20 protein-coding genes, 1 tRNA gene and 1 pseudogene are annotated in these 22248 nt (G+C 73.0%); 3 read left to right on the top strand and 19 right to left on the bottom strand.

What is annotated here, in order from left to right; translation table 11 throughout:
- Positions 1-15: 15 nt before the first annotated feature.
- From ACFSL4_RS21110 to ACFSL4_RS21040, 15 genes are all read right to left on the bottom strand, one after another.
- A complete protein-coding gene (locus ACFSL4_RS21110) occupies positions 16-1281 on the bottom strand; it encodes an ABC transporter substrate-binding protein (RefSeq protein WP_381085074.1) in 1266 nt (421 codons plus the stop codon).
- Between the two features lie 205 nt (positions 1282-1486).
- Entirely contained in the window at positions 1487-2656 is a 1170-nt protein-coding gene (locus ACFSL4_RS21105) for a glycoside hydrolase family 88 protein (protein ID WP_381085071.1), read from the bottom strand.
- On the bottom strand, positions 2653-4158 hold the full coding sequence (locus ACFSL4_RS21100) for an aldehyde dehydrogenase family protein (RefSeq protein ID WP_381085068.1): 1506 nt from the start codon (positions 4156-4158) through the stop codon (positions 2653-2655). Before ACFSL4_RS21100 ends, ACFSL4_RS21105 begins: the two co-directional genes overlap by 4 nt.
- Before the next feature lie 19 nt (positions 4159-4177).
- Positions 4178-4975, bottom strand: coding sequence for an enoyl-CoA hydratase/isomerase family protein (locus tag ACFSL4_RS21095; RefSeq protein WP_381085065.1), 798 nt, complete (start codon positions 4973-4975; stop codon positions 4178-4180).
- Positions 4968-6563: an acyl CoA:acetate/3-ketoacid CoA transferase gene (locus tag ACFSL4_RS21090; RefSeq protein WP_381085062.1), complete on the bottom strand. Its 1596-nt coding sequence runs from the start codon at positions 6561-6563 to the stop codon at positions 4968-4970. Before ACFSL4_RS21090 ends, ACFSL4_RS21095 begins: the two co-directional genes overlap by 8 nt.
- Entirely contained in the window at positions 6560-7591 is a 1032-nt protein-coding gene (locus tag ACFSL4_RS21085) for a Gfo/Idh/MocA family protein (protein ID WP_381085059.1), read from the bottom strand. The genes ACFSL4_RS21090 and ACFSL4_RS21085 overlap by 4 nt, the downstream gene beginning before the upstream one ends.
- Positions 7588-8631 carry a LacI family DNA-binding transcriptional regulator gene (locus ACFSL4_RS21080; protein ID WP_381085056.1) on the bottom strand — a complete coding sequence of 348 codons (1044 nt, stop codon included), beginning with the start codon at positions 8629-8631 and terminating at the stop codon, positions 7588-7590. Before ACFSL4_RS21080 ends, ACFSL4_RS21085 begins: the two co-directional genes overlap by 4 nt.
- A 39-nt stretch (positions 8632-8670) precedes the next feature.
- Positions 8671-10257 carry a GMC family oxidoreductase gene (locus tag ACFSL4_RS21075; protein WP_381085054.1) on the bottom strand — a complete coding sequence of 529 codons (1587 nt, stop codon included), beginning with the start codon at positions 10255-10257 and terminating at the stop codon, positions 8671-8673.
- A gap of 642 nt (positions 10258-10899) precedes the next feature.
- Positions 10900-12120, bottom strand: coding sequence for a vWA domain-containing protein (locus tag ACFSL4_RS21070; protein ID WP_381085050.1), 1221 nt, complete (start codon positions 12118-12120; stop codon positions 10900-10902).
- A 9-nt stretch (positions 12121-12129) separates the two neighbouring features.
- Positions 12130-13359, bottom strand: a complete 1230-nt coding sequence (locus tag ACFSL4_RS21065) for an AAA family ATPase (RefSeq protein ID WP_381085047.1) — start codon at positions 13357-13359, stop codon at positions 12130-12132.
- Positions 13356-15053, bottom strand: coding sequence for an ankyrin repeat domain-containing protein (locus tag ACFSL4_RS21060; protein WP_381085044.1), 1698 nt, complete (start codon positions 15051-15053; stop codon positions 13356-13358). Before ACFSL4_RS21060 ends, ACFSL4_RS21065 begins: the two co-directional genes overlap by 4 nt.
- Positions 15050-16183, bottom strand: coding sequence for a leucine-rich repeat domain-containing protein (locus ACFSL4_RS21055; RefSeq protein WP_381085041.1), 1134 nt, complete (start codon positions 16181-16183; stop codon positions 15050-15052). The genes ACFSL4_RS21060 and ACFSL4_RS21055 overlap by 4 nt, the downstream gene beginning before the upstream one ends.
- Positions 16184-16295: 112 nt before the next feature.
- Positions 16296-16368, bottom strand: a tRNA-Cys gene (locus ACFSL4_RS21050).
- A 545-nt stretch (positions 16369-16913) separates the two neighbouring features.
- A complete protein-coding gene (locus tag ACFSL4_RS21045; RefSeq protein ID WP_381085038.1) occupies positions 16914-17183 on the bottom strand; it encodes a hypothetical protein in 270 nt (89 codons plus the stop codon).
- Between the two features lie 217 nt (positions 17184-17400).
- Positions 17401-17625: a hypothetical protein gene (locus tag ACFSL4_RS21040; protein ID WP_381085035.1), complete on the bottom strand. Its 225-nt coding sequence runs from the start codon at positions 17623-17625 to the stop codon at positions 17401-17403.
- 270 nt (positions 17626-17895) lie between these two features.
- Here ACFSL4_RS21040 and ACFSL4_RS21035 point away from each other — a divergent pair, with 270 nt between their 5' ends.
- Genes ACFSL4_RS21035 through ACFSL4_RS21025 form a run of 3 tightly spaced genes read left to right on the top strand, consistent with a single transcriptional unit; the run spans position 17896 to position 20401 of the window.
- Positions 17896-19026 carry an ABC transporter ATP-binding protein gene (locus ACFSL4_RS21035; protein WP_381085032.1) on the top strand — a complete coding sequence of 377 codons (1131 nt, stop codon included), beginning with the start codon at positions 17896-17898 and terminating at the stop codon, positions 19024-19026.
- Positions 19023-19736 carry an ABC transporter permease gene (locus ACFSL4_RS21030; protein ID WP_381085030.1) on the top strand — a complete coding sequence of 238 codons (714 nt, stop codon included), beginning with the start codon at positions 19023-19025 and terminating at the stop codon, positions 19734-19736. Before ACFSL4_RS21035 ends, ACFSL4_RS21030 begins: the two co-directional genes overlap by 4 nt.
- On the top strand, positions 19733-20401 hold the full coding sequence (locus tag ACFSL4_RS21025) for an ABC transporter permease (protein ID WP_381085027.1): 669 nt from the start codon (positions 19733-19735) through the stop codon (positions 20399-20401). The genes ACFSL4_RS21030 and ACFSL4_RS21025 overlap by 4 nt, the downstream gene beginning before the upstream one ends.
- A 34-nt stretch (positions 20402-20435) precedes the next feature.
- Here ACFSL4_RS21025 and ACFSL4_RS21020 read toward each other — a convergent pair whose 3' ends face one another.
- The 4 genes and pseudogenes from ACFSL4_RS21020 to ACFSL4_RS21005 all read right to left on the bottom strand — a co-directional run.
- On the bottom strand, positions 20436-21035 hold the full coding sequence (locus ACFSL4_RS21020; protein ID WP_381085024.1) for a GTP-binding protein: 600 nt from the start codon (positions 21033-21035) through the stop codon (positions 20436-20438).
- Positions 21022-21471 carry a DUF742 domain-containing protein gene (locus ACFSL4_RS21015; protein WP_381085021.1) on the bottom strand — a complete coding sequence of 150 codons (450 nt, stop codon included), beginning with the start codon at positions 21469-21471 and terminating at the stop codon, positions 21022-21024. Before ACFSL4_RS21015 ends, ACFSL4_RS21020 begins: the two co-directional genes overlap by 14 nt.
- Positions 21472-21507: 36 nt before the next feature.
- Positions 21508-21984 (bottom strand): roadblock/LC7 domain-containing protein, encoded by a 477-nt coding sequence (locus ACFSL4_RS21010; RefSeq protein ID WP_381085019.1) that lies wholly within the window; start codon positions 21982-21984, stop codon positions 21508-21510.
- Positions 21981-22248 (bottom strand): annotated as a pseudogene (locus ACFSL4_RS21005) (ATP-binding protein); the annotation flags it as partial. The gene ACFSL4_RS21010 and the pseudogene ACFSL4_RS21005, both read right to left, overlap by 4 nt.

The raw sequence follows: 22248 nt of genomic DNA, 5'->3' as shown, positions 1-22248 counted from the left end.
TGCGGACGCCGTGCGTCACTTCTCGGCGGCGCCGTCGAGTGCCTTGACGAAGGCGTCGACGTCGTGGCTCGCGTTGAGCTGGTTGACGGCGTCGAAGAAGGACTGCTGGAAGCGCGGCGAGGTCGCCTCACCGTGCACCAGAGTGCTGACCAGCGTCTCCTTGCGGAAGTCCTGGGCAGCCGCCTGCTGGTAGGCACCCAGCGACGACACGTCGACATCGGTGCGGACGGGCGTGGAGCCCTTGGCCTTGTTGAAGGCCAGCTGGCTCTCCTTGCCGCCGACCGAGGCGATCCACTTCTTCACCAGGTCGGGGTTCTTGTCGGCGGCCGAGGCCACGAAGACGTCGCCGACGGTGACGAAGACGTGCTCCGAACCGGGGAAGGGCACGTACCCGAAGTCCTCGCCGTCGCGCTGGCCGTCCTTGACCAGTTCGCCGTACGCCCAGTCGCCCATGGTGTTGAAGGCGCAGCCGCCGTCGGCCATCCGCTTGACGGCCTGGTCCCAGGTCAGCGCGGAGTGGTCGCCGTTGACCCGGCCGAGCAGCCCGGTGTACTCCTTCACCGCGGCGCGGACCTGCGGGTCGGACCACTTCATGCGGCCGCTCACCAGCCGGTCCCAGCCGTCGGCGCCGAGCCGGCCGACGAGGACGTTCTCCAGCACCTCGGCGGAGGCGAAGATGTCCTTGTCGCCCAGGCACAGCGGTGTCTTGCCCTTGGCACGGAGCTTGTCCAGGGCGCGGTCGAACTCCTGCTGGGTGAGCTGCTCGCCGACACTGATCCCGGCGTCGGCGAGGACCTTCTTGTTGAACCACAGGACGTTGCCGCGGTGGACGCCGGTGAGGACGCCGTAGACCTTGCCGTCGCGGCTCATCGCGTCGATGAGCGGCTTCGGCATGACGGACGTCCACTCGTTCGCGGTGTAGACGTCGGTGAGGTCGAGGGCCAGGCCGTTGTCGAGGATCTCGCTCATCGCCTTGCCGGGGTGGGTCTGCCAGGTGTCCGGCGGGTTGCCGCCGACCAGCCGGGTCTGCAGGACCTGCTGGGCGTTGGAGCCGCCGCCGCCGGAGACCGCGCCGTTGCGGACGGTCGCGCCGGGGTTGGCCTTCTTGAAGTCGCCGATCAGGGCGTCGAGGGCGGCGGCCTCCGATCCGGAGGTCCACCAGGAGAACACCTCCACCTGGTTGGTCTTCTCACTGCCGCCGACCGATCCACCGCCGCAGGCGGTGACCGTCAGGGCGGCCGCGGCGGTCAGCGCCACGGCCCACAGGGGCGTCCTTCTCATGTCGTCGAGCTCCTTGTGCGTACGGGTGGGTGCGGGGTTCACCGGCTGGGGACGCGCGGGCGTGCCACGGCAGCGGGCGGCTGGGCGTGGGGGGTTGCCCGGGGAGGGGAAAGGAGTGAGGGGAAGGGGAGGGGAGCGGACAGGCCGGCCGCCGTCCGCGGCGGCGGTGGCCGGCGCGGTCGGCCGCGGCCGTGCGGGGGGACCGTCAGACGGCCGGCCGGGGGCCGGACACGGCGGTCAGGGGGCCGCCGAGGATCTTGTGGAGCGCCTCGGCGAAGAAGTAGTCGCCCCACATGACGCTCTCATCGACACCGAGTCCCTTGGACTCGTGGTAGGAGGCGCGCTTGAGCACGCCCTCCCAGGACGGATCGTGCGAGGCCAGGAAGTCCTCCCGGCACAGTCGTTCCAGTGCGGCGAACGCGTGGCCGCGGTAGCGCGCCGCCCGTTCGTCGTCCACCAGCTCCGCGAGCTGGAGCAGACCGCTGGCTGCGATCGCGGCCGCGGAGGACTCGTAGGGCAGACGGGGGTCGGGTTCGTCCCAGTCGTTCGGCGGGACGAGCCGGTCCCCGGTGCGGGAGATGTAATGCTCGGCGCAGGCGATCGCGGTGTCCAGGTAGTCGCGCTCGCCGGTGAGGGCGTGACAGGTGCCGAACCCGTACAGCGCCCAGGTCTGGCCGCGCGCCCAGCAGGAGTCGGCGCGCCAGCCCTGCTGGGTGCTCTGGCGCAGGAACTCGCCGGTGGACAGGTCGAACACGCCCTCGTGCGCGGTGCTGCCGTCGCCGCGGACCAGATGGCGCCGCGTGGTGCGGCAGTGCTGATGGGCGATGTCCAGCAGGGCGTCGTCCTCGCTGTGCTGAGCGGCGTGGAAGACGATGCCCACGTTCATCATGATGTCGATGAACAGGCTGTCGGGGGCGAGGAAGGACCGCAGGTAGCGGCCCGCCTGGTTGTAGCGCAGGCCCATGGTGCGCCCGGCGGTCACCACGACGTCGTTCCTGGACGCGTCGCCGGTCAGGTCGTACCACCGCTTCCAGGTGGGCCAGAAGACGAACCCGAGGTCGTGCACGGTCCGGTCGTGCTTGCGGTCCTCCACCAGCAGCGAGTAGTGCTCGGCCCGGCGCCGCCACAGCGGATCGCCCGTGACCTCGGCGAAGATCCACATCTGGCCGCCGAGGAAGCCCTCGCACCAGTTGGTCCACGACTCCTTCTGGTGGTGCCACCGGCCGTTCTCGGTGTACAGAGGGAAGAAGTCGCCGTGCGAGGTGACCAGCCGGTCCACCTTCTCCTGGGCGACCCCGAGAGCGCGTTCGGCCGCGGCGCGCAGCGAGGCGGGCGGATTCGGCCCCCGCGCGGCGTCGGCGACGGTGTCGGTCATGGTCTGTCCGTTCCTTCCAGGGGGACCCACGGGCTGCGCCGTGGGCCGGTGTGCACCACCACGCTCTTCAGCTCGGTGAAGGCGTCGATGGCGTGCCGTCCGAGTTCGCGGCCGATGCCGCTCTCGCCGTAGCCCCCGAAGCTGATCTCGGGGAAGCCGTCCATGAAGCAGTTGACCCATACCGTCCCGGCCCGGCTGCGGCGTGCGTAGGCCAGGGCGGTGTCGACGTCCCGTGTCCACACCGCCGACGACAGGCCGTAGGGGGTGGAGTTGGTGATCGAGACCGCCTCGTCGAGGGAGCCGAAGCGCAGCACGGACAGCACCGGCCCGAAGATCTCCGTCGTCGCGATCGACATGTCGGCGGTGACGTGGTCGAAGACGGTCGGGGCGTAGAACCGTCCCGCGGGGGTGTCGAGGCGGTGCCCGCCGAGCAGCAGTTCGGCGCCGGCCTCGGTGCCCTCGCCGACGAGCCGTTCGATGACCCGCAGCTGCTCGTCGCTGGCGATGGCGCCGACCTTGGTGGTCTCGTCGAGGGGGTCTCCCACCACCACCCGCCGGGCGTGCTCCACCACGCGCCGGACGAACTCGTCGGCGATGTCGCGGTGCACCAGCAGCCTGCTGCCGGAGTTGCAGCACTCGCCCTGGTTGAACAGCACGCCGAAGACCACGGCGTCGACGGCGGCGTCGAGATCGGCGTCGGGGAAGACGACCTGCGGGTTCTTGCCGCCCAGCTCCAGCTCGACCCGCTTGAGGGTCCGGGCCGCGGCGGTCATGACCTTCTTGCCCACCTCCGTGGAGCCGGTGAAGGAGACCATGTCCACGTGCGGGTGTTCGCTCAGCCGGGCCCCGACGTCTCCCCTGCCGGTGACGATGTTGACCACACCGGCGGGGACGCCGGCCTCGGTCAGCAGGTCGCCGAGGATGAGGGTGGTCCCCGGCGTCAGCTGGCTCGGCTTGACCACCGCGGTGCAGCCGACGGCGAGTGCGAAGGGCAGCTTCTGGCTGACGATCAGCAGGGGGAAGTTCCAAGGGGTGATGATGCCGGCGACGCCGACCGGCTCGCGCAGGGCCAGGCCCAGGTAGTCGCCGCCGAGGGCGTTGTGGGCGTCGCCGTAGGCGTGCTGGGCCAGGGTGGCGGCGTAGTACCACAGCTCGGCGGTGGTGGCGACCTCCCCGCGTGCCTGGGCGACGGGCTTGCCGCTCTCCAGCGCCTCCACGCGGGCCAGTTCCTCGGCGTGTTCCTCCACGAGCGCGGCGACACGCCGCAGGACGCGGGCGCGCTCCATGCCGGGCAGGTCCCGCCAGCGGCCGTCGTCGAACGCCTTTCTGGCGGTTTCCACGGCCAGGTCGACCTCTTCCGCGGTCGCCTCGACGTATTCGCCGACGACGCGGTCGTGGGCCGGGCTGGTGCGGGTGAACAGCCGCCCGCCGGGCGCGTGGACGTGCTCGCCGCCGATGAGCAGGGGATAGCGGCGCGGAGCCGTGGTGTCGGTGGTGGTCATGGCAGGGATCTCCAGTGGTTCATCGGCCGAGGAATCGGGGAGTGCGCCGGTCGTGGAAGGCCGCCAGGCCCTCGGCGCGGTCGTCGGTGGCGGCGGACAGCGCCCCGGCGAGGGCCTCGAACGCCTCGGCGCTGGACGGGGTGGCGTGGTTGAGCACCTGTTTGGCCAGCTGCACCGCGACGGGGCCGCGGCGGGCGATGGCGGCGGCGAGGCGATCGGCGGTCTCCCGCACCCGGCCTGCGGACGCGACCTCGTCGACCAGGCCCCACTGCAGGGCCGTCGCCGCATCGACGAGGTCACCCGTGAGTATGAGCCGCTTGGCCCGGGCGGGGCCGATCAGCGCGGCGAGGCGGGCCGTGCCGCCCCAGCCGGGCAGGGTGCCGATGCCGACCTCCGGCAGGCCCAGGCGCGCCGTGTCCGCGGCGACCCGCAGATCGCAGGCCAGGGCCAGTTCCAGACCGCCGCCGAAGGCACCGGCCTGGAGCACCGCGATGGTCGGCTGCCGCAGGGACGCCAGCCTGCGGAAGGCCTCGTGACCGGTGTGCACCCAGTGCCGCCACACCGCGAGCGCGTCGTGGTCCGCGAAGGCGCCGAGGTCGGCCCCGGCGCAGAAGGCGCGGTCGCCTTCCGCGGTGACCAGGACGGCGCGGACCGTGTCGTCGGCGTGGACGGCGTCGGCGCACCCGGCCAGCTGCCCGAGCATGGCCGGGGTCAGCGCGTTGAGCTTCTCGGGCCGTGCCAGGCTGATCACGGCCGTGTCGCCGTGGCGTTCCAGCCGGACGGTGCCCTCGGGCGGCGGGGGAGGAGTGTCACTCATGGCGGTCTCCTGGGACGAGGTCGAGTGCGATCGGCTCGGGGCGGAACAGCCGGGCGTCCGTCACGGTGAGCCGAGGACTGACACGGAGCGGGAAGCCCGCGCGTTCGACCACATCCCGCTGGACGTCGACTCCGGGGGCGACCTCGGTGACCGTCAGCCCTTCGGGCAGCAGCCTCATCACGCACCGCTCGGTCACCACGGTGACGCGCCGGCCCTCGGCCCGCGCCCGGCTGCCGCTGAAGGTGACCTGCTGGACGGCCTCGACGAACTTGGGCGCGGTGCCGTCCCGGCGGATGCGCAGCGCCCCGTCCTCGATCGCGATGTCGCTGCGGCCCGCGGTGAAGTAGCCGCTGAAGACCAGGTGGCGGGCGTTGGCGGTGATGTCCGCGAAGCCGCCGACGCCGGCGGTGATGTGGGAGCGGCCGGGCAGCGCGGAGACATTGACGTTGCCGTCGGCGTCGATCTCCAGGAACGACAGCATGGAGGTGTGGAACGCCCCGCTCTGCAGGAAGGTGAACTGGTCCGCGGACGGGAGGATCGCCTCGGGGTTCAGCGCGCATCCGAAGGCGAAGCCGGTGAGCGGGAACCCGCCGACCGCGCCCTGCTCGATGACCCAGGTGACGTCGGTGTGACGGCCCTCCTCCAGCAGCACCCTCGGGACGAGGGCCGATATGCCGAAGCCGAGGTTGACCACGGCGCCGCGGCGGAGCTCCATGGCGGCGCGCCGCGCGATCACCTTCTCCAGCCCGAACACGGCGGGCTCCACCTCCGTCAGCGGGCGGCGCAGCGTACCGGCCAGGGCCGGGTCGAACGGGGTCTGCGTGGTCTGCATCTGCTCGGCGTCGACGACGATGCGGTCGACGAGGATGCCGGGTACGCGTACCTGCTGTGCCGGCAGCGATCCCGCCTCGGCTATTCGCTTGACCTGCGCGATCACCAGGCCGCCGTGCGCCCGGGCGGCCAGCGCCTGGTCGAGGGCGCCGAGGGGCGAGCCCTCGTCCTCCATGGTGAGGTTGCCGTTCTCGTCGGCGGTGGTGGCGCGGATGACGGCCACGTCCACGCCGATGGCCGGGTAGAACAGCCACTCGCGTCCGTCGAACTGCTCGACGCGGACGAACTGCGGTGTGGCCGTGTTCATCCGGCCACCCTCGCGGCGCGGGTCGACGAAGGTGTCGAGGCCGACGGTCGTCAGGACGCCCGGCTGGCCGGTCGCCGCGCTGCGGTGCATCTGGAACAGCACGCCCGACGGCAGGTTGTACGCCTGAACCTCTCCGGCCTCGATCAGCTTGCGGATCAGCGGCGGCTCCAGGGAGGACGGCCCGCTCGGGTAGGAGCCGGCGAACACCCGGCTGAGCAGGCCCGGCCGGGCGAGGTGGTCGATGCCCCTGATGCCGTACATGTCGCCGGCGGCGATGGGGTGCAGGGTGGTCAGCCCCCGGGGGGCGCCGGTCGCGCCGAACCGCTCGCCGATGGCGCGCAGCACGGCGTCGGGGCAGCCGAGGCCGCTGGAGGAGCTGACCGACACCACCGCGCCGTCCGGCACGAGGGCGGCGGCCTCGGCCGCGCTGATCACGGGTGTGCGGGTCACGGCGCCTCGCCCTCCAGGGTGCTGACGGGGATGACGGGGGTACGGGTGCCGCTGCGCAGGGCGTCGCGGACGGCTAGGGCGACGGCGAGGGACGCGAAACCGTCGGCGCCCGTCGCCAGCGGTTCGCCCTCGCCGTGGACGGCGTCCGCGAAGGCCCGCAGGCCGGTGACGTAGAGGTCGTCGCGGGGGCCGACGTCGACGGGCGTGGTGGCGTCGCCGCGGCGGAGCACGACCTCGCCGTCGGGGTCCTGGGTCATCGCGTCGGTGGCCAGCAGCGAGGCGTCGGTGCCGTGGACCTCCAGCGCCGTGCCGGCGTGCGGGACGGTGAACGCGTCGTGGGCGCAGGCGAGTACGTCGCCGTCAAGGCGCAGTACCGCCATGGCGGCGTCCTCCACGCCGGGCGCTGCCAGCCCCTGGTTCACGGCGGTCGCGGTCACGTCGAGCACCTCACGGCCGAGGACGAAGCGCAGGGCGTCGGCGTCGTGGACGGTGATGTCGAAGACCACTCCGCCGCCGGCGGCCGGGTTCTTCAGCCGCCAGCCGCGCAGGCGCTGCGGCAGCTCGACGGCGTGGTGGACGCGTACCGCCAGGGGCCGCCCGACGTGCCCGCCCGCCACCATCCTTTGGATCGATCTAATGACGGGCGAGGCGCGCAGATGGTGGTTGGTGCCGAGTACCACGCCGGCGGCGCGGGCGGCGCGGACGATGTCCGCGGCGTCGTCCAGGGTCATCGCCAGCGGCTTCTCGCACAGCACGTGCCGGCCCGCCGTCGTCGCGGCGACGGCCTGCTCGTGGTGCAGCTCGTTGGTGGTGCTGATGTACACCGCGTCCGCCGGCACCGACAGGGCCTGATCGAGCGTCTTTGCCGCGACCGGCACCTGATGACGCTCGGCGAACCGCCGGCCGCGCTCCGGACTGCCGCTGAGGACGGCCACCGGTTCCTGGCCGAGCGCCCGCATCGCGGGGATCATCCGCGTGGCGGCGATGTCGCTCGCTCCGACCAGGACCCATCTCAGGGGCCTGTTCATACGGTCTCCTTCTCACTGTGTTCCTCGGGGCGGCAGCCGCAGGAGGCGCGTACCACGAGCCGGGGCACGCTCACGTCGCTCTCCGGGGGGCCGTCCGGACGCTCTATGCGCCTGATGAGCAACTGGGCGGCGCGTTCGCCCAGTTCACGCGGCCTGATGGCCACGGTGGTCAGTGCCGGGTGCTGCAGGGCCGACTCCGTGATGTCGTCGAAGCCGGTCACGCGCACCTCCTCGCCGACACGGATGCCGAGTTCCTCGCAGGCGAGGAGGACACCGAAGGCGACGACGTCGCTGTAGCACACGATGGCGTCTGGGCGGTCCTTGCGGCGCAGCACGGCGAGTGCGGCGTCGTACCCGCCCTGCCGGGTCGCGGGGCTGGGCACCGACCTGCTCGCCGGGAGCGTGCGCCGCCGGGCGGCCAGCGCCTCCTCCACACCGCGCTGCCGGTCGTAGCGGGCCGAGGAGTGCTCGGGCCCGCCGAGGAAGGCGACCTTGCGCGCACTGTGCGCCAGCAGGTGCTCGGTGGCTGCGCGCGCGCCCACCACGTTGTCGGCGCCCACGTACGGCGCGGGATGGCCGTCGACATAGCGGACGACCAGCAGATGCGGCACCCGGGCGGTCACCAGGGGACGCAGGTCCTCGGCGGTGGTGTCGTGCGCCGGGGTGATCAGCAGGCCGTCCGCCCCGTACTCCTGTATCACCCGCATCAGGTCGGCCTGCTTGGCGGTCGACTCGTAGTTGTGGCCGAGCAGCACGACGATGCCCGCGTCCGCGAGGGCGGCCTCGACGCCGACGGTCAGCTCGGCGAAGAACGGGTTGGAGACGTCCGTGACGAGCAGTCCCACGGTGTGCGAGCGGCGGCTGCGCAGGCTCGCGGCGCCGCGGTGGTAGACGTACCCGAGCCGGTCCATGGAGGCCCGTACGCGCGCCCGGGTCGAGTCCGCGACCAGCGGACTCTCCCTCAGCACGAGTGACACGGTCGCCCGCGACACCTTGGCGTCCGCCGCCACGTCCGCCAGGGTGACCCTATTCCTGCCCATTCCCCCGCCGCCTTTCGTCGACTTGACCGGCCATCACGTTCATGCCTCGCCCAGGATGTGCGCGGCACCCTTCTCGCCGATCATGATGGACGGCGCCTGTGTGTTGCCGCTGACCAGCGTCGGCATGATGGACGCGTCGACCACCCGCAGCCCCGCCAGCCCGTGCACACGCAGGTCCGTGTCCACCACGGCCGTGTCGTCGCCGCCCATCTTGCAGCTGCCGACGGGGTGGTAGTCGGTCTTGGCCCACTGCTTGATGTAGGCGCGGATCTCCTGCTTGGTGCGCACCTGGGCGCCGGGCATGTGCTCACGCTTGATCAGCGGAGCGAAGGCGGAGGTGGCCAGCAGTTCGCGGCCCTTCTCGAAGGCGGTCATCGAGACCTCCCAGTCGTAGGGGTCCGCGAGGAAGTTGGGGTCGATGGCGGGCGGGACGAGGGGATCGGCCGAGCGCAGCGTCACCTCTCCGATGCTGCGCGGGCGGAGGTTGCAGGTGTTGATCGTGACCCCGTGGCCCTTGATGCGCTGCCGGCCGTGGTCGACGACGTACGCCGGCAGGCAGTGGATCTGGATGTCGGGCGAGCGCACCTCCTCGCTGCTGCGCAGGAACGCGCCGGCCTCCGCCACACAGGCGGTGACCGGGCCGGTGCGGAAGAGGAGGTACTGCAGTCCGTGCCGCAGCGCGCGGTCGGCGCGGTCCTCCTGGTTGTAGCTGACCGGGGCCGTCGTTGCCGTGAGGTAGACGTCCATGTGGTCCTGGAAGTTCTTGCCCACGCCCTTGAGTTCATGGACGACGGGGATGCCCAGCCGGCTCAGCTCCTCACCCGGCCCGATGCCGGACAGCAGGAGCAGCCGGGGCGAGTTCACGGCGCCCCCGCTGAGGATCACCTCGCCCTCGGCGTACGCGGTGTGCTCCTTCCCGCCCCGCAGGTACGTGACGCCCACGGCGCGGCCGTGCTCCACCAGCACCCGGGTGGCCGTCGCCTCCGTGACGACGGTGAGGTTGGGGCGCCGCCGCGCGGGCCGCAGGAACGCGGTGGCGGTGCTCTCCCGCCGGGCGTTGCGCTGGGTGACGTCGTAGTAGCCGACGCCGTCCTGCTCGGCGCCGTTGAAGTCGTGGTTGTAGGGGAGGCCGATCTCCTGGCCCGCCCGTACGAACGCCTTGGTCAGGGGGTTGTGCATGAGCTGCTCGACGACGCTCATCGGCCCGGTGGTGCCGTGGAACCCGTCTGCGAAGCGCTCGTTGGCCTCCGACTTCTTGAAGTACGGCAGGACGTCCTGGTAGCCCCAGCCCTTGTTGCCCAGGTCCCGCCACTCGTCGTAGTCCAGGCGGTGGCCCCGGATGTAGATCATGGCGTTGATGGAGGTGCTGCCGCCCAGCGTCCGCCCCTGGGGGTAGTACATCGGGCGGTCGCCGAGATGACGCTGGGGGACCGTCTCGAAGCGCCAGTTGACCTTCGGGCTGGTGAGCTTGGTGAAGCCGACCGGCATGTGGATCAGCGGCGACCGGTCCGCCGGTCCCGCCTCCAGGAGAAGGACCTGGTGATCCGGGTCGGCGCTGAGCCGGTTCGCCACCACGCACCCGGCGGCACCGGCGCCCACGACCACGTAGGTGAAGCGGTCGACCATGACGTTCACTCCTTCGCGACCGGGTTTTTAGACCGATCTAAATCTGCGTTGGAGCGATCTAAATGCCGGGCTCCCCGACCGTCAAGGGGGCCTGCACGAAAAACTTGGCGAACATGACGCCGGGCCCGTCCGGCGACCGGGCCGGGAGGGCTGGGCGCGCCGCCCGGGGCGCCGGTGACCCGGGCCCGCCCACCTACCCTCGCTGGTGCCGAGGGATGGCCTCTGACCTGTTGGAACGTACCGCATTCGGTGGGTGGCCGATACGGCGCCGCCGCCATGCCCGGCACTCGTGCCGTGGGTTCGTGCGGCGGTGGCCGGCCAAGGCCGTCGGCCGTCTGCCGCAGAGGGCGCGGACGGCTTGGAGTGTCTCGTCGGCGGCGATCCGGGCCGGTGATCTTTAGATCGATCCAACGCCTGGTGTCACACACTCCGTCAACTGCCGTAGGCGGTCCGGCCCTTGCGGATCACGAGGTCGACGGACGGTACCGCCCTCGGCGGACGGCGCGTCGCGGTCCGCCCGGAGGCGGGTGCCCGGGGCGGGCACCGGAGGCCGGTGCCGGAGGCCGCGGTGCCGGAGGGCGGCGACCGGACACCGCGGACCGCGGCCGGTCACCGGGGCGGGCGGCCATGGCGTTCCGCGCGTCACGGGCCCGCGGGGGCACCGGTGGCGGGGGTGCCGCCCGCGTCCACGCGTACCGTCTCCACCCATGAGGGCGGTGCCGGCGCATCCTCGCCGATCAGGGCGGCGATGAGACGGCAGGAGGGGGCTTCCGCGGGCCAGGGGGTGAACCCGTCGGTGAGGACGATGACGATGCGGGGCCGGTCCCGCATCGCGAGGGCAGCCTCGACGCCCACGCGCATGTCGGTGCCCCCGCCGCCGTCCAGCGCGACCTGCTCCGCGGTCATCACCCGGGAGACGGCGTGGACATCGGCGTCACAGGCGAGCACGGCGACCCGGTTGCCCCGCACCCCCACCTCGCGCAGCACTCCGGTGATCTCCCCCAGGGCCGCGGCGAGTTCCCCCTCGCCCATCGAGCCGGAGGTGTCGACGACGATCGCCACCCGCGGCAGCGGGCGGCGCAGGCTCGGCAGCACGGCCCCACGCAGCGCCGGGGTGCGCCGGGACGGGCGACGGTAGGTGTAGTCGACGGCCCCGCCGGCCCATGCGGCCGCCTCACGGACGGCACCCGACAGCACCTGCCGCCAGTCCACCGTGGGTTCCAGGACCTCCTCCGCCCAGCGCCGCCACCCGGCCGGAAGGGTCCCGCGGGTGCGCTGGTGGGCGCGCATGGCCTCGGCGGTGTGCCGCCGCAGGGCTTCCGCCTCCACCGGCCCCAGCCGGGCGGGACCGCCGGGCCCGGTCGCCTCCCAGGGCGAGTGACGGCCGTGGGCCCCCGACCCGCAGTCGGGCGAGCGCACCTCGGGCGGCAACCGGACCAGGTACGCCTCGAACAGCAGGCCCTCGGGCAGGCCGAACCCACTGGGTTCCATCCGCCCGGCCGGAAGGGGCAGGCCGTCGGCGAGGAGATCGTCGTTGATCTCGCAGTCCTGCGCCACGTTCACGCGGTGCCGGTCGCGCTGGTCGGCGACGGGAAGCCGCCCGGCCCGGCCGTGGTGGTCGCGCAGCAGGTGCGCCACCTCGTGCACCCACACGGCCGCGAGTTCGGCCACGGGTGTCCGCTCGACGAAGCCGGGTGACACATAGCAGCGCCAGTGCCGGTCCACTCCCATCGTCGGGACCTCGGCCGACGGCACGACGGTCAGCGCGTACAACGCCGAGGCGAGGTAGGGCCGTTCGCTCGCCGCCCGGTACCGCGCGGCGAGCAGCTTCGTCATGTCCAGGCTGGGGCCGCGCTCCGCCATCCGGTCGCCTCAGCCGTGCCCGGGCAGGGCGCCGGACAACTGCAGCAGGTCCAGGAAGCCGTCGATGCCCTGGGGCACCGGCCAGTCGGTGTCGCGCATCGCCGCCAGATCGACCGCGGCCCGCGCGGCGACATCGGGCACACCCGCGTCGACCGCCTTGCCCAGGACGGCCCATCCGGCCTCCCAGCGCTCCCGGGTGAGGTCGCTCTGGACCGCCGCGACCACGGCGATCAGGAACGCGAGCTGCCGGTCGCCGCGGTCGGGCAGGGCGAAGGCGCCGGGATCGGCGAGCACGCGGTCGGGATCCGGCAGGTCCAGGTGCTCCAGGTACGACAGCAGCTCGATGCCGGCGCCGTCCCCGACGGCCCCGGCGAGCGCCGCGGCCACGGACTCCCGGCCGGCGCCCGTCGCGTAGCCGGCCGCGAGCAGCGCCAGCGCCATCTCCCAGGTACGGGGAGACGGCCACGCCCGGCCGCGGCTCTCCGCGTCGGACGGCATGTGGTGGACCAGGCCGGGCCGGGCGGTCAGGAAACCGGAGACGGCGCCGCGGGCCCGCGCGACCGCGCCGGGGGCCTTGGCGGGATCGACGACCGGAACGGTCATCGCCGGCCAGGTACCGGCCATGCCGCGCGCCACCGTGCGCGGATCGTGCGTCCAGTGGAGATGGACGAACCGGTTGGCCAGCGGCGGGCTGAGGTGCCAGCCGTCGGCGGCGCTCGACGGCGGGTTGGCGGCGGCGACGATCCGCACCGCATCGGGCAGGACCAGGCTGCCCACCCGGCGTTCGAGCACCACGCGCAGCAGCGCCGCCTGGACGGCGGGCGGTGCCGAGGACAGTTCGTCGAAGAAGAGCAGACCGTGCCCGGCCCGGGCCAGGCGGACCGCCCAGTCGGGCGGCGCCATCGGGACACCGGTCGTCGCCGGGTCGTCACCGATGACGGGCAGACCGGCGAAGTCGGAGGGTTCATGGACGCTGGCGACGACGGTCTCCAGCCGGATCCCGAGGCCCGCGGCGAGCTGCTCCATGCCCGCCGACTTGCCGATTCCCGGCTCGCCCCACAGCAGGACCGGCTGGTTGGCGGTCACCGCGAGCGCCAGCGTCTCCAGTTGGGGGCTGGCGGACGGCTCCGTGCGCGAGCCGCGCAGCCTGCGCCGCAGGTCGTCGGCCGCGGCGAGCGGGGCGGGCAGATCGCGGCCGGCGGCCTCGCGGCCTCCGGCGCTCCTGTCGGGTGCGCTCACTGCTCCCATTCCTCCCACCAGTCGGCGCCGATACCGGGATGTTCCTTCTCCACGCGCTCCCGCAGGAACGCCAGGTCGTGCCGCTTGTACTTGCGGATGACCTGGGCCAGCGACAGCTCCATGGTGTCGACCACGTCGATCCGGGCCCCGGCCGCGAGCAACGCCTCCACCAGGGCCACGGAACCGCCGTGGCCGACCGCGGCACACAGCGGTGTGCGCTCGCGGTGGTCCCTGCCCTCGAGATCGAGTCCCGCCGACAGCAGCCGGGGAAGCAGCGGTTCGTGGTCGAGCAGGTTCAGTACGTGCAGCAGGCCGCGCCTGGCCCCGTCCCGGATCCGGGGATCGACCCCGGCATCCAGGAGTTCCAGCACTCCGGGGGTGTCGCCGTGCTGGGCGCGCAGGAACAGCTCCCGCCGCTGGTCGCGCAGGGCCCGGGGCAGCCGCCCGGTGCCCGATGTCCACGCCTGCTGGACGGCGAAGCAGCCGGCCACAGCGCCGCCGAAGGCGCGCATGGCCCGCTCCCGCTGCTGCTCCTCCTCGCCGTGCGGTACGTCGAGGCGGCCGCCGCGGGAGAGCACCCGGTGCCAGGAGCCGCGGCACCTGACCCGCACCGGCACGGGTGCCTCCGGTCCCGGAGGGCCCTTGGGGACCGGAAGCGACGGAAACAGCGCGGCGCCGACCAGCGGGTGGAGCTGCGCCGGCGCGAGCCGGCCGGACCGCAGCAGCCCGAGGTCCGGGAGCTCGCGCCACAGCGCCCGAGGCATGACCGGACTGTCGTCCTCCTGGACGACACTGACCCGCAGTCCGCCGCCGGGGCCGGTCCGGTCCGTCAGTTCCAGCAGGATGGAGTTTCGCCAGCCGTTGGCTATCCGGAAGCGGTTCCCGGCTCCTGCCTCCGCGAGCCGCCGGATCCCCGGCTCCAGCCGGGTCAGACTGAACGGCCGTGCGGCGAGGAGGGCTTTCGGGTCCGTGTGGTACCAGCCGCGGGAGGGCGGCGGTGTCAGATCCGCCGTGACGCCCGCGGCGGCGAAGGCCGCTTCGACCTCGCCCTCCTCGTGCAGCAGGGCGGCCCACTCGGCGCGCTCCGCCGGATCGTCGCCGGGGTCCGAGCGGGGCAGCTCCGACGGCGGGCGCGGGGTGCCGTCGGCGTTGAGGAACGGCGGTCTCTCGGCGTTGCCGCCGCAGTGCTCGCGCAACTCGGCGGCATGGCGTACGTCCCACAGGTGCCGCGCCGTCGTCCAGTCCTCGGTGGTGATGTCCGCGGCGCCCGGGCGGTGTTCTTCTCCCAGCTGCCCGAACCGCAGGGTCAGCCGCTGGGGTCCCTCGGTCATCGCGGGTGTGAGGACGTAGAGGTACGGCGCCCCGCCCCGGCCCGGCGGATGGTGGCCCGAGAGCAGCACGGTGAGGTTGGGGGCGAGCGTCGTCCGTCCGCCCAGCAGCCGCGGAAGGTGCCACCGCAGCAGGTCCGGTGCGAAGTGATGGAGGTCGTCGGCCACGGCGGTGGCGACGTCCGCACCGTACTTCCCGGCGATCCGGGGCAGTTCGAAGTCCACGTCCACGGCGGCCGCGGCGCAGGCGCCGGCCCAGTCACCGGCCAGCCGGCGCGCGGTCGCGCGCTCGATCATCCACCGGGGCACCGCGTAACGGCGTATCCGCCGCCAGTCCGCCGCCTCGGCGGGGGGAAATCGGCTCAACGGTAGGCACTCCCTATCGCGTGCAGATCGGGATGCGGTCGGGAGGCCGGCCGCATGAGCCGGTTGAAGGACTGCTTCACCTTGCGCGGCAGGCCGGGGCCCAGCCCGACGTACTCCAGGGGCGAGTCGTCGCGCACGGCCGCGAGGAGAGTCTTCGCTCCCCGGCCGGTCAGGCCGGTGTGGCGCAGTTCGAGCCGGCGCAGCGGGCTGCCCGCGAGCGCCGTGGCCAGCGCGGCGGCTCCCGCGTCGCCCATGGTGTTCGCGGGGGCGCCGAGGCTCCGCTCGGACGGCGGCCGGCCCAGGTCGAGCGTCTCGATCCCGCCCAGGGCATCGGCCAGGGCACGCGCACCGGAGGGTCCGATGCCGTTGCCGCCGAGCCCCAGGCGTACCGGCCGGGCCGGGTCGAGCGCGGCCGCCAGCGCGGTCGCGCCCTCGTCGCCGAGGTGGTTGGCCGGCAGGTACAGCTCGCGGACGCCCGCGTCCCGGACGAGGGCGGCGAGGAGCGGCGCGGCCTCGGGGGTCAGCCCGTTGCCGCCGAGGAAGAGGCGTTCCAGGGGCCGGGCCCGCCCGGTGAGGGCGGCGAGCAGTGCGGACAGGCCGTCGGTGGTGATCCCCGTGTTGACCAGATCGAGGGTGCGCAGGGCGGTGTTGCGGCGCAGCACGGCGGCGAGTGCGCGGACGCCGTCGTCGCGGACCGGGTTGCGCTTGAGCCACAGGGCGCGGACGGTGTCGTCCGCCGCCAGCCGCTCGGCGAGCGCCCCCGCGCCCTCGGCGTTGATGCGGTTGCAGCCCAGATAGAGCGTGCGCAGGCCGTGCCCCTCGGTGAGGGCGCCGGCCACCGTGCGTGCGCCGTCGTCCCCGATGGAGTTGGTGCCGAGCAGGACGTGGACGGCGTGCGGCGAGGACGCGGCCACCGGCAACACCCGGGCGGCCCCGCCCGGTCCGAGGCCCTGCTTGCACAGGTCGACCCGGCCGTCCGCACGCAGCGTTCCGAGGGGGAAGGAGACGTCGGACCGGACCGGATCCGGCGAGGCGAGCCGGTTCAGCATCGGGTCGAGGAGCACCGGATCCGCGAGGGGGATGTCCGGGTGCTCGATCGCGGGGCAGCGTACGGGCGTCTGCTGTGTCATCACCACTCCACGGTCCCCGGCCGGTCCCCGGCCACCGGCAGGGACGGTGCCGTCCTCCGCCCGCGGCAGGACGAACCGACACCGATCGACGTTCCTCCATGGCAAAAGGCGGCAAGGCCGGTCGGATTCGAACCGACGTCCTCCAGCTTGCTGCGTGGGCGCGACGACCACTGCGCTACGGCCTTGCCGGGCGTGATCATAACGAAGAAACGTCGTACACGCGTTCGTTCGGACGCATGTGGTGCGGAGCCCCTCGCGCGCCGGTTCGGTGCGCACCGTCTGTGCCGACTCGTCGATCAGCACCGGCAGGTCGCGCACCATGTCCGTGTACTGCGCCTGACGCCGCTGCTCCAGAGCCCGCCGGACATCCGTCCGGTTCGACGCGGTCGGGCGCGGAGCCGTCTCCCGGTCCAGAGGGATGTCCCGGTTCTCCGGACCCGCACGAATCGGTTGGATCAGGGAATCCGTCCGGTCTGCGCAGCTCTCGGAGTACGGCTGCCCCAGCGACTCGGACGGGACGCCCGAGTGCGGGCACAGACGTCGACAAGAGCCGGAGGCGCGGGCTCTGTCCGCACCCGGCCTTCGGCAGCGGCGACTTGGGCACGTGGGCGCGCATGGTCGCCTGCCGGGAGTCAGACCCCACCGTCACCGCCGCGATCCGGCCGGCTCTGCGGACCGAGGAGGAGTGAGCCGCCGGTCTTCCGGTGGCCGCCCCACTCCCGTGCGGCCCTCACCGGCACCGCACCCCGCCCCGCGCGTGTGGTCGCCAGTCGTCGCGCCGCCGGGTGTGCGCACCCTTGTGCACGCCGGCGTCACGGGCGGCGCGGAACGCGGCCGTCGCCCGCCGTTCGGACTCCGGGGTGAGGGCGTTCTCGGTCAGCGCGCGGGTGACCAGGGGCGCTGTGGCGCCCTGGACCTCGCCGCCGGCCCCGCGCACATGGCCGCGGGGGTACGCGAGCCGGGGGCCGAACGTTCTGCCCCGGCTTGGTCTGTTCCCCATGCCCGTATCCATCCTTGCCCACTGGTAGTCAGGCATGTCGTCGTTTCTGGCGGAGTTCTTCTTCATGCCGACTGCCCCAGCGTGCGGCGGCGCTCTTCTGTCACACCGAGGCGGCACGATCGGGTGCCCTGCCACCGGGCGCGGCGCAGCGCGCGCTCGCGGGGCCGCCGGTGGGGTCGGCCGGTCGGGGTGGCGACGGCCGAGCCGGCGCCGCCGCTCAGACCACCGCCGTCCGCCGGGCCCGTCCGTGCGGCGTCCGGCGGAAGGCGTGCGGGTGCTCTTCGGGGCCGCCCGCCTGGAAGCGGTCGAGGACCCTGCGGGTCCACCACTGCGAGTGGCCGGGCGTGAGCCGGTCGAGGGCGGTGACGCGGGCGACGAGGGCAGCGGCGCGGGGACGCGGCATCCCGTCCGCGCGCGGAACGCGGTCGTGCACGGTGTCCATGTGCCCCGCCCTTCGTCGCCGTCTCGGGGCACGTCGCCCGGCCCCGCCCACGGCTGAACAAGCGGACGCCGTGCCGGGAGAACCACGGGCCGCGGAAGTGTCGATCGGCCCAGGGAGGATCCGGGGCCGGCGTACCACCCTTTCGGGTTCTCGTGCATCGTCCGGCCGCGGTGCCGCTCCGCACGGCGTCTAGACTTTCCCGGCAACGGCCCGCGCGACAACGGCCGTGATCGGGCCGCCTCTTGCCACACCCGAAGGGTATTCGGCGCTTTGATACGGATAGATTCAGTCACCAAGCGGTACCCGGACGGCACGGTGGCGGTCGACCGGCTGTCGCTGGAGATCCCGGGCCGCTCGATCACCGTCCTCGTCGGCCCCTCGGGCTGCGGCAAGACGACGACCCTCCGCATGATCAACCGGATGGTCGAGCCGAGCGAGGGCGTCATCACCCTGGACGGCGTCGACATCAGCCGGCAGCCCGTGAACTCCCTGCGGCGGTCCATGGGGTACGTGATCCAGAACGCCGGGCTCTTCCAGCACCGGACCATCGTCGACAACATCGCGACCGTGCCCCGGCTGCTCGGCTGGAGCAAGGACCGGGCCCGCGCACGCGCCCGGGAGCTGATGGAGCGCGTGGGGCTCGACGCGTCGCTCGCCAAGCGGTACCCGTACCAGCTCTCCGGCGGACAGCAGCAGCGCGTCGGCGTGGCGCGCGCGCTCGCCGCGGACCCGCCCGTGCTGCTGATGGACGAGCCCTTCTCCGCCGTCGACCCGGTCGTGCGCAAGGGACTGCAGGAGGAACTTCTGCGGATCCAGGGCGAGTTGGGCAAAACCATCGTTTTCGTCACCCATGACATCGACGAGGCGATCCGGCTCGGCACCAAGGTCGCCGTGATGCGCACGGGCGGCAGGCTCGCCCAGTTCGCGCCGCCCGCCGAGCTGTTGTCGTCGCCGGCCGACGCGTTCGTGGAGGACTTCCTCGGCGCGGACCGCGGCATCCGCAGGCTGTCGTTCTTCACCTCGCAGAGCCTCCGGCTGGAGACGACGCCGATCGTCGCCGTCGACTCCACCGCCGAGCAGATCGCCTCCCGCTCCATGCCCGGGGTGCCGTATCTGCTCGTCACCGGCCTCGACGGCAGGCCGCTCGGCTGGAGCGAGCCCGGGAACCTGGTCGCGGGGAGCATCGAGGCGGAGCGGCTGCTGCCGTACGGGCGGCCGTTCGAGTACGGCAAGGACTCGCTGCGCGCCGCGCTCGACGGCTCCGTGCTCTCGCCCACCGGCTGGTCCGTGGCCGTGGACGGTACCGGCCGCGTGGTCGGCGTCGTCTCCCAGCAGACCATCGGCGAGGCGATCCGCAGCGCCCACGCCGCGGGCATCCCGGACCAGAAGGTCGCCGGATGAGCGGGTTCTTCGACATCCCGAGCGATCTCCAGCACAGCTGGCTCGGTCTGATCGGGCTGCATCTGCGGGAGGCCCTGCTGCCGGTCCTGGCCGGCCTGGCCGCGGCCCTGCCGCTCGCCCAGCTGTGCGTGCGCTTTCGCTGGCTGTACGTGCCCGTGCTGGGGGTGACGACGGTTCTGTACGCCATCCCGTCGCTGGCGTTCTTCGTCGTCCTCATCGACTACACCGGCCAGAGCGAGCTCACCGTGATGATCCCGCTGGCCGTCTACAGCCTGGTGGTGCTCGTCCCGGCGATCGTGGAGGGCGTGCGCTCGGTGCCGCAGGAGACGCTGGCCGCGGCCAGCGCCATGGGCTTCGGACCCGTACGCCGCTATCTGCAGGTGCAGTTGCCGATCGCCGTGCCCGCCATCGTCGCGGGCCTGCGGGTGGCCACCGTGTCCAGCATCAGCCTCGTCAGCGTCGGCACCCTCATCGGCAACCAGGGCGCGCTCGGCAATCTGCTCGCCGACGCGATGTTCTACCACCGGCCCGTGCTGGCGGTGAACTCCGTGGTGACCACGGCCGTCCTGGCGATGCTCGTGGACGCCGCGCTGGTGCTCGTACGGCTCCTGCTGACGCCCTGGATGCCGCGCGGGGCGGGCGGCGGACCGAGGTCGGCGACCGGACGGCCCGAGCCGGTCGCCCCCGCCCTGGAGGACACCGTCCGGTGAACGTACTGCACTTCGTCCACGCGTTCTTCAGCGACAGCGCCCACTGGCACGGCTACGACGGCATTCCGCACCGTCTGCTCGAACACGTCCAGTACTCGCTGGAGGCGCTCGGCATCGCCGCCGCCCTCGGGCTGCCGGTCGGTCTGCTCACCGGTCACACCGGGCGCGGCGGCAACGTCCTCGCCCTCATCGCCACCGCCGCCCGGGCGCTGCCCAGCTTCGGTCTGCTCGTGCTGATGTTCGTGCTGCTCGGGCTGGGACTGCTGCCGGTGATGATCCCGCTGGTCGTCCTGGCCGTCCCACCGATCCTGGTGACCACGTACGAGGCGGTGCGCTCCCTCGACCCGGCCCCTGTGGACGCCGCGCGGGGCATGGGCATGACGGAACCGAGGATCCTCTTCCAGGTGGAGGTGCCGGTAGCGCTGCCGCTGATCATGAGCGGTCTGCTCTCGGCGGCCATCCAGATCGTCTCGACGGCCACCATCGCCGCCTACGTCAGTCTCGGCGGCCTCGGACGGTACATCGTGGACGGCCTCTACCAGAGGAACTACGAGAAGGTCGTGGGCGGGGCGACCCTGGTGGCCGTGCTGGCGCTGGTGACGCTCGCGGTGTTCTGGGCGGTGACGCGGGCGGTCGTGTCCCCGGGGGTGCGACGGAGCGACTGACGGAGCGGGGGACCGGGTGCCGGCCCCCCGCGCGTCATCCCTCCGTGCGGGCCAGCGCCAGTTCCAGGACGACCAGCAGCGCGTCGCGGACCGAACCGCGCTCCCGGGCGTCGAAGACGACCACCGGGATGTGCTCGGAGACGTCCAGCGCCCAGCGGACCTGGTCCACGTCGTACTCCACCGTGCCGTCGAAGGCGTTGAGGGCGACCGCGAACGGGATCTGCCGGTGCTCGAAGTAGTCCACGGCCGCGTAGCAGTCGTCGAGGCGGCGCGTGTCGACGATGACGAGTCCGCCGACGGCGCCCTCCACGATGTCGTCCCACATGAAGCCGAACCGTTCCTGGCCGGGCGTGCCGAACAGATACAGCTTCAGGGTCGGGTCGATGGTGATGCAGCCGAAGTCCATCGCGACCGTCGTCGTGGTCTTGCGCGGGGTGTGCGTGAGGTCGTCCACGCCCGCCGCGACCTCGGTGATGGCCGCCTCGGTGGTCAGCGGCTCGATCTCGGAGATCGAGCCGACGGCGGTGGTCTTGCCCACGCCGAAGCCGCCCGCGATCACCATCTTGACCGGCAGCGGCGGCCGTTCGGCGGTCTGCGCCGCCGTGCCGAGGGCGACGGGTTCAGTCGGTGTCACGGAGTACCCCCCGGGAGTCGGGGATGGCGCGGAGGCCATCGATAACCCTGCGCAGGACGGAAGCGTCGTGCGTGACGTCGGTGTGCGGCACGTGCACCGTCAGCTGCCCCGCGGCGCGCAGGTCCTCGGCGAGGACGCGGACCACGTTGAGATGCAGCCGCAGCCGTGCTGCGATCTCCGCGATGGACTGCGGCTGCCGGCAGGCGGCGACGATGTCGTGCTGCTCGAACGAGAGCCGTTCGAGGGTCTGGAGACCCAGGGCGGTGGCCACCACCTGGGTCTCGACGGGAACCGGCCGGCCGGACGCGGTGGGCGCCACCCGGCCGGCGGTGACCAGGAACGGCCGTACGGCGGGAGCGGGACCGACCGGGTCCGGCGGGCCCGGGGGCGAGAAGCCGTCCTCGCCGGCACTTCGCGGAGTGCGGCCGTCCGCCATGGGCGGTACTTCCTTCCTCGACCGGGTGGAAACCGGTCACCCCGTCGACGCGGCGCCGACGCTGTTCTTCAGCTCCAGCACGAGCTGGGGGCTGAGCGCCGCACCTGCCCGGTTGGCGAACAGGGTCATCTCGTAGGCGATGTTGCCCAGTTTGGCCTCCTTGTCGGTGACCACGCCGAGCACGGCGCCGCTGCCGATCGCGGAGACCAGCACGTGCCCGCCTTCCAGATCGATGATGACCTTGTTGAGGCCGCCGAGGCCGTAGTTGCCCGAGGCGCCGGCGGCCAGGCTGGTGATGCCGGAGACGATGGCGGCGAGCCGCTCCGAGTCGGCCTGCTCGCGCAGTTCGGAGACGGCGATGAGCAGTCCGTCGGAGGAGACGGCGATGGCGTCGACGACGCCCGCGGTCTCGGTGGCGAAACGGTTGAGCAGCCAGGTGAAGTCGGCTGCGGCGGCCTGCAGGTCGGCCCGCGTGGTGCCGCCTGCCGGAGTGTCACCTGTCGGCGTACTCACTGCTCCGCTCCTTCCGTGAGGTGGTTCTGGTCGCGTCTGTCGTGCGGGGCGGTCTGGCCGGCACTGTCGCGGTGCGCGCGCTCCACCGCGGCCTCGAACTCCTCGAGGGCGGAGCGGACCGCGTCCGCGTCGGCCGGCCGGGGAGCGGGGCGCGCCGCCTGGCGGGCGGCATCGGCGGTGCTGCGCAGCGTCGCGCCCCGGACGCGGCGGCGCAGGGGGCGGGGTGCGCCGGTGGTGTCCTCCGCCGGGCCGGGGGCCGGCACC

Source organism: Streptomyces caeni (assembly GCF_042678285.1).
In the GTDB taxonomy this organism is placed as follows: Bacteria; Actinomycetota; Actinomycetes; order Streptomycetales; family Streptomycetaceae; genus Streptomyces; species Streptomyces caeni.
Note: the sequence above shows the minus strand (reverse complement) of the source record. Positions and strands in the feature narration are given on the sequence as shown.

Bases quoted from the DNA above. Each gene is read 5' to 3' on its own strand.
- ACFSL4_RS21030 (WP_381085030.1), top strand. From the start codon at position 19,023: ATGAGCGGGTTCTTCGACATCCCGAGCGATCTCCAGCACAGCTGGCTC.
- ACFSL4_RS21100 (WP_381085068.1), bottom strand. From the start codon at position 4,158: ATGACCACCACCGACACCACGGCTCCGCGCCGCTATCCCCTGCTCATC.
- ACFSL4_RS21015 (WP_381085021.1), bottom strand. From the start codon at position 21,471: ATGGCGGACGGCCGCACTCCGCGAAGTGCCGGCGAGGACGGCTTCTCG.
- ACFSL4_RS21070 (WP_381085050.1), bottom strand. From the start codon at position 12,120: ATGGCGGAGCGCGGCCCCAGCCTGGACATGACGAAGCTGCTCGCCGCG.
- ACFSL4_RS21110 (WP_381085074.1), bottom strand. From the start codon at position 1,281: ATGAGAAGGACGCCCCTGTGGGCCGTGGCGCTGACCGCCGCGGCCGCC.
- ACFSL4_RS21045 (WP_381085038.1), bottom strand. From the start codon at position 17,183: ATGGGGAACAGACCAAGCCGGGGCAGAACGTTCGGCCCCCGGCTCGCG.
- ACFSL4_RS21040 (WP_381085035.1), bottom strand. From the start codon at position 17,625: ATGGACACCGTGCACGACCGCGTTCCGCGCGCGGACGGGATGCCGCGT.
- ACFSL4_RS21055 (WP_381085041.1), bottom strand. From the start codon at position 16,183: ATGACACAGCAGACGCCCGTACGCTGCCCCGCGATCGAGCACCCGGAC.
- ACFSL4_RS21105 (WP_381085071.1), bottom strand. From the start codon at position 2,656: ATGACCGACACCGTCGCCGACGCCGCGCGGGGGCCGAATCCGCCCGCC.
- ACFSL4_RS21075 (WP_381085054.1), bottom strand. From the start codon at position 10,257: ATGGTCGACCGCTTCACCTACGTGGTCGTGGGCGCCGGTGCCGCCGGG.
- ACFSL4_RS21080 (WP_381085056.1), bottom strand. From the start codon at position 8,631: ATGGGCAGGAATAGGGTCACCCTGGCGGACGTGGCGGCGGACGCCAAG.
- ACFSL4_RS21095 (WP_381085065.1), bottom strand. From the start codon at position 4,975: ATGAGTGACACTCCTCCCCCGCCGCCCGAGGGCACCGTCCGGCTGGAA.
- ACFSL4_RS21085 (WP_381085059.1), bottom strand. From the start codon at position 7,591: ATGAACAGGCCCCTGAGATGGGTCCTGGTCGGAGCGAGCGACATCGCC.